General features: G+C 36.3%; 12 protein-coding genes, 4 tRNA genes and 1 pseudogene. All 17 read left to right on the forward strand.

The annotated features are described in order from the left end of the window. Positions 1–41: 41 nt before the first annotated feature. The 17 genes and pseudogenes from rpsF to BM350_RS20180 all read left to right on the forward strand — a co-directional run bounded on the left by rpsF (position 42) and on the right by BM350_RS20180 (position 13,851). Positions 42–329: a 30S ribosomal protein S6 gene (rpsF, locus tag BM350_RS20100; protein ID WP_090916292.1), complete on the forward strand. Its 288-nt coding sequence runs from the start codon at positions 42–44 to the stop codon at positions 327–329. Between the two features lie 30 nt (positions 330–359). Then, positions 360–869, forward strand: a complete 510-nt coding sequence (ssb, locus tag BM350_RS20105; RefSeq protein WP_035433797.1) for a single-stranded DNA-binding protein — start codon at positions 360–362, stop codon at positions 867–869. A 44-nt stretch (positions 870–913) separates the two neighbouring features. Continuing rightward, positions 914–1,150 carry a 30S ribosomal protein S18 gene (rpsR, locus tag BM350_RS20110; protein WP_090916290.1) on the forward strand — a complete coding sequence of 79 codons (237 nt, stop codon included), beginning with the start codon at positions 914–916 and terminating at the stop codon, positions 1,148–1,150. 108 nt (positions 1,151–1,258) lie between these two features. Further along, a complete protein-coding gene (locus tag BM350_RS20115) occupies positions 1,259–2,197 on the forward strand; it encodes a YybS family protein (RefSeq protein ID WP_090916288.1) in 939 nt (312 codons plus the stop codon). A 175-nt stretch (positions 2,198–2,372) separates the two neighbouring features. After that, the gene (locus tag BM350_RS20120; protein WP_090916286.1) at positions 2,373–4,346 is read left to right on the forward strand and encodes a DHH family phosphoesterase; all 1,974 of its coding nucleotides are present in this window, start codon (positions 2,373–2,375) and stop codon (positions 4,344–4,346) included. Further along, positions 4,343–4,789: a 50S ribosomal protein L9 gene (gene rplI, locus BM350_RS20125; RefSeq protein WP_090916283.1), complete on the forward strand. Its 447-nt coding sequence runs from the start codon at positions 4,343–4,345 to the stop codon at positions 4,787–4,789. Before BM350_RS20120 ends, rplI begins: the two co-directional genes overlap by 4 nt. A 27-nt stretch (positions 4,790–4,816) precedes the next feature. Beyond that, positions 4,817–6,178, forward strand: a complete 1,362-nt coding sequence (dnaB, locus tag BM350_RS20130) for a replicative DNA helicase (protein ID WP_090916281.1) — start codon at positions 4,817–4,819, stop codon at positions 6,176–6,178. Between the two features lie 212 nt (positions 6,179–6,390). Next, positions 6,391–7,680 (forward strand): adenylosuccinate synthase, encoded by a 1,290-nt coding sequence (locus BM350_RS20135; RefSeq protein ID WP_090916279.1) that lies wholly within the window; start codon positions 6,391–6,393, stop codon positions 7,678–7,680. Between the two features lie 164 nt (positions 7,681–7,844). After that, a tRNA-Lys gene (locus BM350_RS20140) sits at positions 7,845–7,920 on the forward strand. Positions 7,921–7,932: 12 nt separating this feature from the next. Then, a tRNA-Glu gene (locus BM350_RS20145) sits at positions 7,933–8,004 on the forward strand. Between the two features lie 21 nt (positions 8,005–8,025). Then, positions 8,026–8,101, forward strand: a tRNA-Asp gene (locus BM350_RS20150). A gap of 43 nt (positions 8,102–8,144) precedes the next feature. Then, positions 8,145–8,217 (forward strand) — tRNA-Phe (locus tag BM350_RS20155). Positions 8,218–8,377: 160 nt separating this feature from the next. Next, a complete protein-coding gene (gene walR, locus BM350_RS20160) occupies positions 8,378–9,085 on the forward strand; it encodes a cell wall metabolism DNA-binding response regulator WalR (protein WP_090916277.1) in 708 nt (235 codons plus the stop codon). 3 nt (positions 9,086–9,088) lie between these two features. Beyond that, entirely contained in the window at positions 9,089–10,924 is a 1,836-nt protein-coding gene (walK, locus tag BM350_RS20165; protein WP_090916275.1) for a cell wall metabolism sensor histidine kinase WalK, read from the forward strand. After that, entirely contained in the window at positions 10,921–12,255 is a 1,335-nt protein-coding gene (gene yycH, locus BM350_RS20170; RefSeq protein WP_090916273.1) for a YycH family regulatory protein, read from the forward strand. Before walK ends, yycH begins: the two co-directional genes overlap by 4 nt. Further along, positions 12,242–13,073 (forward strand): annotated as a pseudogene (gene yycI / locus BM350_RS20175) (two-component system regulatory protein YycI). Before yycH ends, yycI begins: the two are co-directional and overlap by 14 nt. Beyond that, positions 13,057–13,851, forward strand: coding sequence for an MBL fold metallo-hydrolase (locus BM350_RS20180; protein ID WP_090916268.1), 795 nt, complete (start codon positions 13,057–13,059; stop codon positions 13,849–13,851). Before yycI ends, BM350_RS20180 begins: the two are co-directional and overlap by 17 nt. Positions 13,852–13,881: the final 30 nt, after the last annotated feature.

Raw genomic sequence — 13,881 nt, forward strand, 5'->3', positions numbered from 1 at the left:
CCCAATGTGGGCCGTTTAGACCAAAAGGAGGTGAAAGTGTAATGAAAAAGTACGAAATCATGTACATCATTCGTCCAAACATGGAAGAAGAAGCTCAAAAAGCTTTAGTTGAGCGTTTTGCAGGCGTTTTAACTGAAAATGGTGCAGAAATCATTAACACAAAAGAGTGGGGTAAGCGTCGTTTAGCTTACGAAATCAACGACTTACGTGACGGTTTCTACATGATCTTAAACGTAAATTCTAACCCAGAAGCGGTTAAAGAATTCGATCGTTTAGCTAAGATCAACGAAGATATCATTCGTCACATCGTTATTAAAGAAGAAGAATAATCATTAAGATATATAGGGAGAGTGGTTCGATTGATGAATCGCGTTTTACTCGTTGGTCGTTTAACTAAAGACCCTGATTTACGTTACACGCCAAACGGTGTTGCAGTAGCTACTTTTTCATTAGCTGTAAATCGCACATATACAAACCAGCAAGGTGAGCGTGAGGCTGACTTTATTAACTGTGTTATATGGCGAAAACAAGCAGAAAACGTAGCGAACTTCTTGAAAAAAGGTAGTTTAGCAGGCGTAGATGGTCGTCTTCAAACTCGTAATTACGAGGGACAAGATGGAAAACGTGTATATGTAACAGAAGTGGTTGCAGAGAACGTACAATTTTTAGAGCCGCGCAGTAGCGCTGGTGAGCAACGTGGTTCATTTAATCCGCAACCATCGGGAGCAGGATTCGGAAATCAAGGCTCTCAAAATCCATTTGGTCAATCTGGTAACAACGGCAATAATGCTGGATTTACTAGAAATGACGATCCATTTGCAAATGTAGGTCAACCGATTGATATTTCAGACGATGACTTACCATTCTAATGGTATAGACCGAATATTTTAAAACGGAATGGAGGGAAATGAACATGGCAGGAGGACGCAAAGGTGGACGTGCGAAACGTCGTAAGGTGTGTTTCTTTACATCTAATGGCATCTCTCGCATCGACTATAAAGATGTTGATTTACTAAAACGCTTTGTTTCTGAGCGTGGTAAAATTTTACCACGTCGTGTAACAGGTACTAGCGCAAAATACCAACGCAAATTAACAGTTGCAATTAAACGTGCTCGTCAAATGGCACTTTTACCATATGTTGGTGAATAATAACGCATGAAATGCACAGTAGAGTATGACTCTACTGTGCATTTTGCTATTCTTTTCTTTTTGTTAACCATGATAGAAGTTTCACTTTATAGAAAGAGGGTGTGAAGAATGAAACCCACACGACTCATTACAGAAGGAGCGGTATTACTTGCTTTATATGCTGTCTTGCTTTTGGCTTCTCTGTATATGCCTGTTTTAGGTGCTATATTTATATTTGCACTGCCGTTACCATTTCTTATTTTTTCAATCAGATACCAGTTAAGTAGTGCTTGTATGTTGTTAGGGGCGGCAATTCTTGTAACACTTATTGTGAGTTCGCCTCTTAGTATTGCGAATACACTTATGTTCGGAATAACAGGAATTATATTAGGACACATGTATAAAAAGAAAAAAAGTGTTATTGAAATTTTGTTGGTAGGGACACTTGTATATCTTGTGAGTTTTGTATCGCTATATATTGTTAGCGTGCAGTTTTTTAATATAGATATTGTGAAACAGATGCAAGATATGTTCAAACAATCAATGGAACAAAGTGAGAATTTTATGAAGATGGCGGGTGCATCTGTAAATGAAGGGCAGCTAGCTGAATTGAAAAAAGCGGTTAATACAATTGGAATGCTTTTACCAACCGTACTTGCTATGGCTTCGCTATTCTCTTCTTGGATTACTATTTTAATTGCTAATCGTGTTTTAAAACGATTAAAGTACACGGCGGTATCTTGGCCAAAATTTCGTGATATACAAATTCCTAAGAGTATTGTTTGGTTGTATGTCGTGATTATTTTGCTTGCTTCTTTTTCCAAAATAGAAACAGGGTCATATGTAGAAATGGTGTTCTTAAATTTATCAACAATTTTTACTTTTTTACTGTTGTTTCAAGGGTTTTCATTCCTTGCTTTTTTTACAAATGCAAAAGGATATACTAAAGTTGTTCCAATCTTAGCCTTTGTTATAGGGTTGTTTGTGCCAGTTTTGTTTCCTCTTATGACAATCTTAGGTATAATTGATTTAGGCTTTTCGTTACGATCGAAAGTACAGGTAAAATAAGTATTAAAAATAAAGTGCTTTTATAAGCCTTTTTTGTAACGAAACATAGAAATCGAAGCTTTTATCCTAAACGATCAGACTCTATAAGTGAGGGATAAGTGTAGCTGACTCGACTAAATATCAGTAGAGGGTAAGACTTAACTGATAGAAGTTTCACTTTATAGGAGTTGTATATATGCCTGAATTTTATAAGAAACAGCGGTTTCTATATCCTGTTTATGTATTGGCGTTTTTAGCGCTTTTACTCATTACCATTCTCGTTTATTTTCATTGGATGACGGGTATGATTTCCTTTGTTGTCTTTTGTATCGTCTTATTTTTTGTTATAAAATTTGAACTTGCATTTCAAAAAAGCGTTGAAAAGTATACGAATGATACGATTACAAGAGTGAAAAAGGTAAGTAATGAGGCTTTCAATCAAATGCCAATTGGAATTTTACTATATAATAAAGATTACGGAATCGACTGGGCAAATCCATATCTATCTTCTTGTTTAGGGCAACATTCGTTAGCTGGATGGCACTTGTATGATCTATCAGAAACCTTACTTTTATTTACAAAAGGGGAAACAGCTAATGATATTGTATCTTTAAACAATCGAAAATTCCGTGTATTTGCGAGGAAAGAAGAGAAGTTAATTTATTTCTTTGATGTGACAGAGCAAACAGAAATTGAGAAAATGTATGAAGACCAAAGAACGGTACTTGCTGTTATCTATTTAGATAACTATGATGAAGTAACACAAGGATTAGATGATCAATTGCGTACAAATATTACAAGTCACGTTACATCTTTACTAAATGAATGGGCTGTGAAGTATGGGGCGTATTTAAAACGTGCTTCATCTGAACGATATTTTGTTGTGTTAAATGAAAGTATTTTAACGCAAATGGAGAAAGGGAAATTTGATATTTTAGATCAAGTACGTGAAGAAACATCTAAACGAAATATTCCCCTGACTCTTAGTATCGGTGTTGGTTCTGGTGATTTGTCACTAGTAGAGCTTGGATCTATGGCGCAATCTGGTCTCGATTTAGCACTTGGCCGGGGTGGAGATCAAGTGGCTATTAAACAAGCAACAGGGAAAGTGAAGTTTTATGGTGGGAAAACGAATCCGGTAGAAAAGCGTACTCGTGTACGTGCACGTGTGATTTCTCATGCTTTAAAAGATCTTGTGTTAGAAAGTAGCAATATCATTATTATGGGGCATCGGGCACCGGATATGGATGCAATTGGAGCTGCAATTGGGATTTTGAAAGTAGCGCAGCTTAATGAACGAGAAGGATATATCGTATTAGATGAAAATGATTCTGATAAAGGAATTAAGCGTTTAATGGACGAAGTTAAGCAGCATGAGGAATTATGGTCGCGCTTTATTACACCGCAGCAGGCTCTTGAATTTGCGAATGATGATTCGCTTCTTGTTGTAGTAGATACCCATAAACCATCTATGGTTATGGAAAGAAAGTTACTTGATAAGATTGAAAATGTTGTTGTAATTGATCATCATCGCCGCGGTGAGGACTTCATTGAAGATCCGTTGCTTGTTTATATGGAGCCATATGCATCATCTACAGCAGAACTTGTAACGGAGCTGTTGGAATATCAGCCTAAGCGTTTGAAAATGAATATGCTAGAGGCAACAGCTTTACTGGCAGGTATTATAGTGGATACGAAGAGTTTTACATTCCGTACCGGAGCACGTACGTTTGATGCAGCTTCCTATCTTCGTTCTCATGGCGCAGATACTATATTAGTACAAAAGTTATTAAAAGAAGATATGGCCCATTATTTACAAATTGCAAAAACAATTCGAAATGCGTACATTTATAAAAATGGGATTGCAATTGCAAAGGTAGATGGTGATGGGTTTTATGATCAAGTATTAATTGCCCAATCAGCTGATACATTACTCACAATGACAGGAGTGATTGCTTCTTTCGTAATTGCACAGCGTAGTGAAAGCGTGATTGGGATTAGTGGACGTTCTTTAGGGGAAGTAAATGTACAGCTTATTATGGAAAATTTAGGCGGGGGCGGTCATTTAACAAATGCTGCAACGCAAATACAAAACATATCAATTGATGAAGCAGAAGCAAACTTACAATCTGTTATAAATGAGTATTTAGAGGGAGGAATACAATCATGAAAGTAATCTTTTTAAAAGACGTAAAAGGTAAAGGAAAAAAAGGGGAAGTAAAAAACGTACCAGACGGTTATGCGAATAACTTTTTATTAAAACAAGGACTTGCAATTGAAGCGACAAATGCAAATGTGAAAACATTAGATGCGAAAAAGCGTAAAGAAGAAAAAGATGCAGAGTTAGAGCTTGAAAAATGCAAGGAATTAAAAGAAACGCTAGAAAAGTTAACAGTAGAATTAAAAGCAAAATCGGGTGAAGGTGGCCGTTTATTTGGTTCTATTACAAGTAAACAAATTGTAGATGGCTTACAAAAAACTCATAATATTAAACTTGATAAACGTAAATTTGAAATGGACGATGCAATTCGTGCATTAGGATATACGAACGTTACCGTGAAATTACATCCACAAGTAACAGCAACAGTGAAAGTACATGTTACTGAACAATAAACAAAAGATTGAAGAGGAGGTTTGCGCATGAGTGACGTATTTGCTGATCGTACCCCTCCGCATAATATAGAGGCTGAGCAAGCCGTTTTAGGAGCTATTTTTCTCGATCAAGAAGCGTTAACATCAGCTTCGGAAATGCTAATGCCAGAAGATTTCTATCGAACGGCGCATCAAAAAATTTATCAAATGATGCTTGATCTTTCTGATAAAGGAGAGCCAATTGATTTAGTTACCGCAACAGCAGCACTTGCTGATCAAAACTTATTAGAAGAAGTTGGCGGTGTTTCTTATTTAGCTGAACTAGCAGAAGCTGTACCGACGGCTGCTAACGTAGAATATTATGCACGTATTATCGCAGAAAAATCGATTTTGCGTCGGCTTATTCGGACAGCAACGCATATTGTGTCGGATGGTTATGAACGAGAAGATGATGTAGAGAGTCTATTAAATGAAGCTGAGAAAAAAATATTAGAAGTATCTCAGCGTACGAATACAAAAGGTTTTCAAAATATTAAAGATGTTCTTGTAGCAGCTTACGATAAAATTGAATTACTGCATAATCAAAAAGGTGAAATTACAGGAATTCCAACTGGTTTCACAGAGTTAGATCGTATGACAGCAGGCTTCCAGCGGAATGATTTAATTATTGTAGCGGCACGCCCATCTGTAGGGAAAACAGCATTTTCTTTAAATATTGCCCAAAATGTTGCTACCAAAACGGACGAAAATGTTGCGATTTTTAGTTTAGAGATGGGGGCTGATCAGCTCGTTATGCGTATGCTTTGTGCAGAAGGAAATATTGATGCACAGCGTCTTCGTACGGGGACTTTAACTTCGGAAGACTGGGCGAAACTGACGATGGCAATGGGTAGTCTCTCAAATGCAGGTATTTTTATTGATGATACACCAGGAATTCGCGTTAGTGAAATTCGAGCAAAGTGTAGACGTTTAAAACAAGAACATGGCCTTGGAATGATTTTAATCGATTATTTACAGCTTATTCAGGGTAGCGGGAAATCTGGTGAAAACCGCCAGCAAGAAGTATCAGAAATTTCTCGTACATTAAAAGGGCTTGCGCGTGAACTAGAAGTTCCAGTTATTGCTTTATCTCAGCTTTCTCGTGGTGTAGAGTCTCGTCAAGATAAACGTCCGATGATGTCGGACATTCGTGAATCAGGAAGTATTGAGCAAGATGCTGATATAGTAGCATTCTTATATCGTGAAGACTACTATGACCGAGAAACGGAAAACAAAAATACAATTGAAATTATTATTGCTAAGCAGCGTAATGGTCCAGTAGGTTCAGTTGAGTTGGCGTTTGTGAAGGAATTTAACAAATTCGTAAACTTAGAACGACGCTTTGATAATGGACATGCACCGCCAGCATAGTGAGAGTATAAAAAAGAAGCACATTTCTTATAATAAAATGTGTTTCTTTTTTTGTTTGTGAGAATAATGATTTCATAAGTAAAGAGGCATTCTTACGAACGAAAAAGATAAAAGAGAAAAAAATGTTCGTTTTTAAATTGACTTCTCTTTGCATTTTGGTACAATTATATTGTTTAAAAAGTTCGTTTGAAAATTTCGGAGGTGCTTGAATAATGTCTTCAGTAGTAGTTGTAGGAACACAGTGGGGCGACGAAGGAAAAGGTAAAATTACTGATTTCCTTTCTGAACATGCGGAAGTAGTTGCGCGCTATCAAGGCGGAAATAACGCAGGACATACAATTGTTTTTAACGGTGTTAAATATAAATTGCATTTAATTCCATCTGGTATTTTCTATAAAGAAAAAATTTGTGTTATCGGAAACGGTATGGTAGTAGATCCAAAAGCTTTGCTTGAGGAATTAAAATACTTACATGATCGTGACGTAAACACTGATAATTTACGTATTAGTAACCGTGCACACGTTATCTTACCTTATCACTTAAAACAAGACGAGTTAGAAGAAGAACGTAAAGGTGATAATAAAATTGGTACAACAAAAAAAGGTATCGGTCCTGCATACATGGACAAAGCTGCTCGCATAGGTATTCGTATGGCAGACCTTTTAGACCGTGAGGCATTTAAAGAAAAGCTTGAGCGTAATCTAGCGGAAAAAAATCGTTTATTCGAAAAAATGTATGATGCAGAAGGATTTAGTGCAGAAGAAATTTTCGAAGAGTATTTCGAATATGGTCAACAAATTGCACAATACGTATGTGATACATCTGTTGTACTAAATGATGCATTAGATGAAGGTCGCCGCGTATTATTTGAAGGTGCACAAGGTGTTATGCTTGATATTGACCAAGGTACGTATCCGTTCGTTACATCTTCTAATCCAGTTGCTGGTGGTGTAACAATCGGTTCTGGTGTAGGCCCTTCTAAAATTAAACGCGTAGTAGGTGTATGTAAAGCATATACAAGCCGTGTAGGTGACGGTCCATTCCCAACTGAGCTTCATGACGAAATTGGTGATCAAATTCGTGAAGTTGGTCGTGAATATGGTACAACAACTGGTCGTCCACGCCGTGTAGGTTGGTTTGATAGTGTTGTTGTAAGACACGCACGCCGCGTTAGTGGTTTAACAGATTTATCTTTAAACTCTATCGACGTATTAACAGGTATTCCAACTGTGAAAATCTGTATTGCATACAAATATAACGGTGAAATTCTTGATGAAGTTCCAGCAAACTTAAATATTTTAGCGAAATGTGAGCCAGTATACGAAGAGCTTCCAGGTTGGACAGAAGATATTACAGGCGTAAAAACATTAGCTGAACTTCCTGAAAATGCAAGACATTATGTAGAACGTGTATCTCAATTAACAGGTATTTCATTAGCTATGTTCTCAGTTGGTCCAGACCGTAGCCAAACAAATATTGTTCGTAACGTATACGGTATCTAATCTTGTTTTTTTCTTAAAAATACGGTATATTGAAAGAAGAACCCGCATTTAAATGGGTTCTTTTTTCATGTTCTTATAAAAAAATATAAAAAAGTATTGCAAAAAGAAAACATTTCATGATATTATAAATCTTGTCGTCACGAAAACATGACATTGGTGAATATGAGCCATTAGCTCAGTTGGTAGAGCATCTGACTTTTAATCAGAGGGTCGAAGGTTCGAGTCCTTCATGGCTCACCATTTTATTTTCGTGGCCCGTTGGTCAAGTGGTTAAGACACCGCCCTTTCACGGCGGTAACACGGGTTCGAATCCCGTACGGGTCACTTATATATATATTGTGTTTTGGTCCCGTGGTGTAGTGGTTAACATGCCTGCCTGTCACGCAGGAGATCGCCGGTTCGACCCCGGTCGGGACCGCCACTTTTGTTTAATACCACAATTAGTGGTTTTATATATATGTTTTGGCTCGGTAGCTCAGTCGGTAGAGCAGAGGACTGAAAATCCTCGTGTCGGCGGTTCGATTCCGTCCCGAGCCACTTTCAGGATATTAAGTGGGCCCGCTTAATATCCTTTTTATATTGTACAATTTTACAAATGAGATTAGTTCTTTTAAAATAGAATGAAGGGAAGCCTCTAGCAGTTGAAGCTAGAGGTTTTTCTGTAAGGAAGGCATTAAACGTTCAGGAGGAAACTAAGATGATGGGAAAGAAAATTTTAGTCGTTGATGATGAAAAACCAATTGCAGATATTTTAAAGTTTAATTTAGAAAAAGAAGGTTTTGAAATTGTAATGGCTCATGATGGTGATGAAGCAATTGAAAAAGCAAATGAAGAACAACCAGATATGGTTTTATTAGATATTATGTTACCGGGAAAAGATGGCTTAGAAGTTTGTCGTGAAATACGAAAAAACTATGAAATGCCAATTATTATGCTAACAGCTAAGGATTCTGAAATTGATAAAGTTCTTGGACTAGAACTGGGGGCAGATGACTATGTAACGAAACCGTTTAGTACACGTGAGTTATTAGCACGTGTAAAAGCGAATTTACGTCGTCATCAACAAGGGGCGGCAGCTGAAAAAGAAGAAAATGCAGAGATGGTTATTGGTCCGATTATCATTAATCCAAATGCATATAGTGTAACAAAACGCGAGGAAAATATTGAGTTAACACATCGCGAATTTGAATTACTTCATTATTTAGCAAAGCATTTAGGGCAAGTTATGACCCGTGAACATTTATTACAAACTGTTTGGGGTTATGATTACTTTGGTGATGTGCGTACAGTAGATGTAACAGTTCGTCGTTTACGTGAAAAAATTGAAGATAATCCAAGTCATCCGACTTTAATTGTAACAAGACGTGGTGTGGGATATTACTTACGCGATCCAGAGCAGGAGTAATATATGAAGAAAGTTGGTTTTTTTCAGTCTATTCACTTAAAGTTCGTATTAATTTACATGCTATTAATTTTAATGGCAATGCAAATTATTGGTGTATATTTCGTTCGGGAGTTAGAGAAGAATCTTGTGAAGAGTTTTAAGGAATCATTAACACAACGAACGAATTTACTTGCTTACAACTTAAAGCAGGAATTTGCAAAAGAAAGAGATAAAACAAAAGGTCCCTCCATTGAAGAGGCACTGAAAACGAGTATAGAAGATTTTTCTTCTGATCGAAAAGCTGATATTCAAGAGGTTCGTGTAATTGATGAGGGTAGTCGTGTGTTAGCAACATCACATCAATATAATCAAGGTATTGTCGGAAAAAAAACAACAGATTTATTGGTAAAGCGAGCCCTGGTGCAAGGAAAGCCTGTTGAAAAACTGGAAATAGACCGTAATACAGGAAATCGTGTGCAAGTTGTTGCTACTCCTATTAAAGTAAATAATGAGAAACGTTGTGTAATCTATATTGTTGCTTCTATGGAAGATGTTTATAAACAAATGAAGCTTATTAATCAAATCTTTGCAACGGGAACGGTTATTGCATTATTAGTAACAGCTGTGCTAGGTATTTTATTGGCGCAAACTATTACAAGACCAATTTCAGATATGAGAAAGCAAGCCATTGAAATGGCAAAGGGAAATTACTCTCGTAAAGTAAAAGTACATGGTCATGATGAAATTGGTCAATTAGCGTTGGCATTTAACAACTTGTCGAAGAAGTTGCAGCAAGCTCGTTCTTCTACGGAGAGTGAGAGAAGAAAGCTTTCGTCTGTATTATCTCATATGACAGATGGAGTAATTGCAACAGATCGAAAAGGAGATATTATCTTATTAAATGATCCGGCAGAAAAAATGCTTAACGTTTCACGTGAAACAGCATTAGATCAATCTATTCTAGAAATATTAGGCATTCAAGAAGAGTACACATTAGATAATTTATATGAAGAACCAGACTCTGTCATATTAGATTTTAGTACAAGAGATGAGCCGTATATTCTACGAGCTAGCTTTTCTATTATTCAAAAAGAGAATGGAAAGATAAATGGTTTTATCGCTGTATTATATGATGTAACGGAACAAGAGCGAATTGAGAGGGAACGCCGTGAATTTGTGGCAAACGTTTCTCATGAACTTCGTACACCATTAACAACGATGCGAAGCTATTTGGAAGCATTGGGGGAAGGGGCGTGGCAAGATCCGAATATTGCGCCGCAATTCTTACAGGTAACACAAGAAGAAACGGAGCGAATGATTCGACTTGTTAATGCGCTGCTACAGCTTTCAAAATTAGATAGTACGGAATATCGTCTAATGAAAGAATGGGTAGACTTTACACAATTCTTTAGTAATATCATTGATCGTTTTGAAATGTCAAAAGAACAGAACGTATCTTTTAAACGTTCATTTTCTAAGAGAGCACGTTTCATTGAGATCGATGAAGATAAAATTACACAAGTTCTTTATAATATTATTTCAAACGCATTAAAGTATTCTCCAGAAGGTGGAACAATAACATATCGTTTACGGGAAAGAGAAGATATGTTAGAAATAAGCATTAGCGACCAAGGAGTGGGAATTCCGAAAGAGAACGTTGATAAGATTTTTGAACGTTTCTATCGCGTTGACAAAGCTCGTTCACGTAAATTGGGCGGAACAGGATTAGGTCTAGCAATTGCCAAGGAAATGATTCAAGCTCATGGCGGTTCGATTTGGGCAAAAAGCGAAGAAGGAAAAGGAACGACCATTTATTTCATGCTTCCAATGGAAAAGGACGAAGAGGATGACTGGGAATGAATATTGAAAACTTAAAATCAGTCTTGCTAATTAACTTGGTTGTTATTAGTGTATTTCTTACTTTTAATTTATGGACCTATGTACCTGATTCTAGTAAATTGCAAAATGCGAAATATTTACAAGACAATACAGAGGGGGAACAGAAGAGCCTTGCGAATGTAATTTTACCTTCTATGGTTCTTTTTCATAAAGAGAATACGCATCTTGGAAGCGAAAATATAAATAGTATTGATCCATTATATAAATTGCTGGAAAGAGGAGAATTATCCGATTTTAAAGATATATCAAATGATATCCCAAAACAGCAATTCTTCTCCTTTGTTCGTGGTAAAAACAAGATTGAAATGATTTTTCCTACAGATATGCCATTGGATTCTATGAGAGGCGTTTTTACAATTAAAGAAAAAATCTCAGAGTCATATAGCTTTAATCGCATAATGATTGATTTACAAAAAAGTCGTGATGGTAATATTCCTGTATATTTTATTTCGTATGAACATCGTAAGGTGTACTATATGGTATTAAAAGGAATTCCGCTTCGAGATCTTGAAACGGCACGTGATCAATTTGCAGCTAGCGCGAGGGACTACTCTCAATACACATTAAGTGATACGAGGGAGATATTTTTACCAGATACGAAAACGGATATGCAAAGTATGGGTTATATAGTAAATAACATATCCGAGGATATATTCATAAATGCATTATTTACAGATCCTCGCTATGTAAAAAAAGTATCTGATGAACGTGAAAACACATATACAGATGGAATTCGCCTCATGCAAGTATTAAAGAAAAAGCAAATGCTGCAGTATACAAATTCAGCTGTATCAGATCAAAAACATGCATTATCTGGAAATACACTTGCTCAACGCAGTTTCGATTTTATTAATAGTCATAGTGGCTTAACGGATTCTTATCGTTTTGATTACATGAACACTAAAAAAGGACAAACAACATATCGTTTATATGTTGATAGCTTACCCGTGTTTAATGAAAGTGGTATGGCAACGTTAGAAGAAGTATGGGGAGCGGAAGAATTAATTTCCTATAAACGTCCATTATTTAAGTTGTCATTAAAGTATGGTGATGACCAAAAAATCTCTCTTGCGGATGGTAAGACAGTTATACAATCTTTAGAGAAAAATGTGGATATGAAATTAATTCAGGATATTCGGTTAGGATATAAGCTTACACCGGAGTCAGGGACAGATGGGAAAAATATTGCTGCAGTAAATTTAAAACCTATTTGGTATGTTGTGTACGGTGAAGACAATAAAGTTCTAGAGTGGAGCGAAGAGAAAGGGGGAGAGCTCATTGGATTGGAATAGGATTAAAACAATTTTTATTGTTACCTTTTTCATTTTAGATCTCTTCCTTGTCTTTCAGTTCGTGCAAAAACGAGATAGTAATCAACTTGAGTATACGACGGAAACGAATATTGAAGAACAAATGAAAGCAGATAAAATTATATTTGAGGATTTTCCGAAAGAACCGACGAAAGATACGTATATTATGGCAAAAAATAGAGTTTTTTCCGATGAGGGTATACATTCTTTAAAGAATCAAACGGTATCTTTGCAAGAACAAAATACAATTGTAAGTAAACTTAAAGAGCCATTTTGGAATGCAAAAGCAACAACAAGTGAGAACTATAGTGAATTTCTACGTTCTTATGTAATTGATGGACAAAAATACAATGCTGCAGGAAAATCAGAAGGATCGAAAGTGTATTTCTTTCAAAAATATAAGGATAAACCACTTTTTTATAATCAACATGGGATGATTGTTGCTGAACTAAATGAAAAGAAGGAAATTATATCGTATACACAAACAATGCTATATGACTTTAAAGAGATGGGAGAAAAGAATAAAGAATTGGATATTATTTCTGCCCCAAATGCATTAGAAACATTGTATAAGAAAAACGAATTAAGGCAAGGAAGTCATATAAAAGGAGCAAAATTAGGATATGCAACAGTGGTAGCTCCTTCTTCTTCAAATGTGCAAGTTCTTGTTCCAACATGGAATTTGTATACAGATAAAATAGACTACTTTGTAAATGCAATAGAAGGACAAATTATTCAATTAGGTAAGGACAACAAGGACACTGAGCAATGGAGTGAGAGTAAATGAGTTTGCATTTTAGTGTACTTGCAAGCGGCAGTACGGGAAATGCCCTGTATGTAGGGACAGAACGTGAAAAGTTATTAGTAGACGCAGGATTGAGTGGAAAAGCGACAGAAGCTTTGTTTCAACAAGCTGAATTAGATATAAATAGTATAGCTGGTATTCTTGTCACACATGAACATAGTGATCATATTAAAGGGCTAGGTGTATTAGCTCGTAAGTATCATTTACCCATTTATGCAAATGAGAAGACATGGAATGCAATGGAACACTTAATCGGTAATATTCCAACGGAGCAAAAATTTATTTTCTCGATTGGAGAAGTTAAAACATTTGGAGATATTGAAGTGGAATCATTTGGCGTTTCACATGACGCTGCAGAGCCAATGTTTTATGCGTTCCATCATAACGGAAGAAAGTTAGTGCTTATTACAGATACGGGGTATGTTAGTGACCGAATGAAAGGGATTATTAAGGGAGCCAATGCTTTTGTGTTTGAAAGTAATCACGACGTTGAGATGCTGCGAATGGGACGTTATCCATGGAGCATTAAACGAAGAATTTTAAGTGATGTAGGGCATGTTTCTAATGAAGATGCAGCTCTTGCAATGACTGATGTAATTACAGATGAAACAAAGCATATTTATTTGGCTCACCTTAGTTTAGATAACAATATGAAAGAACTTGCTCGTATGTCTGTTGCACAAGTTCTTGAAGAAAAAGGACTAGCTGTAGGAGAAGCATTTCAATTGCACGATACTGATCCGAAAACACCAACTAAAATTCAATACGTATAATTCTTCATTTTGGTAAACAATAAAGGAGAA

The sequence above is a fragment of the Bacillus sp. 103mf genome (genome assembly GCF_900116295.1).
GTDB classification, from domain to species: Bacteria; Bacillota; Bacilli; order Bacillales; family Bacillaceae_G; genus Bacillus_A; species Bacillus_A bruguierae.

Excerpts from the sequence above, each read along its gene's own strand:
- walK (WP_090916275.1), top strand. The coding sequence starts at position 9,089 with ATGAAGAAAGTTGGTTTTTTTCAGTCTATTCACTTAAAGTTCGTATTA.
- yycH (WP_090916273.1), top strand. The coding sequence starts at position 10,921 with ATGAATATTGAAAACTTAAAATCAGTCTTGCTAATTAACTTGGTTGTT.
- BM350_RS20120 (WP_090916286.1), top strand. The coding sequence starts at position 2,373 with ATGCCTGAATTTTATAAGAAACAGCGGTTTCTATATCCTGTTTATGTA.
- BM350_RS20115 (WP_090916288.1), top strand. The coding sequence starts at position 1,259 with ATGAAACCCACACGACTCATTACAGAAGGAGCGGTATTACTTGCTTTA.
- dnaB (WP_090916281.1), top strand. The coding sequence starts at position 4,817 with ATGAGTGACGTATTTGCTGATCGTACCCCTCCGCATAATATAGAGGCT.
- rpsF (WP_090916292.1), top strand. The coding sequence starts at position 42 with ATGAAAAAGTACGAAATCATGTACATCATTCGTCCAAACATGGAAGAA.
- BM350_RS20135 (WP_090916279.1), top strand. The coding sequence starts at position 6,391 with ATGTCTTCAGTAGTAGTTGTAGGAACACAGTGGGGCGACGAAGGAAAA.
- rpsR (WP_090916290.1), top strand. The coding sequence starts at position 914 with ATGGCAGGAGGACGCAAAGGTGGACGTGCGAAACGTCGTAAGGTGTGT.
- BM350_RS20180 (WP_090916268.1), top strand. The coding sequence starts at position 13,057 with ATGAGTTTGCATTTTAGTGTACTTGCAAGCGGCAGTACGGGAAATGCC.
- walR (WP_090916277.1), top strand. The coding sequence starts at position 8,378 with ATGATGGGAAAGAAAATTTTAGTCGTTGATGATGAAAAACCAATTGCA.
- rplI (WP_090916283.1), top strand. The coding sequence starts at position 4,343 with ATGAAAGTAATCTTTTTAAAAGACGTAAAAGGTAAAGGAAAAAAAGGG.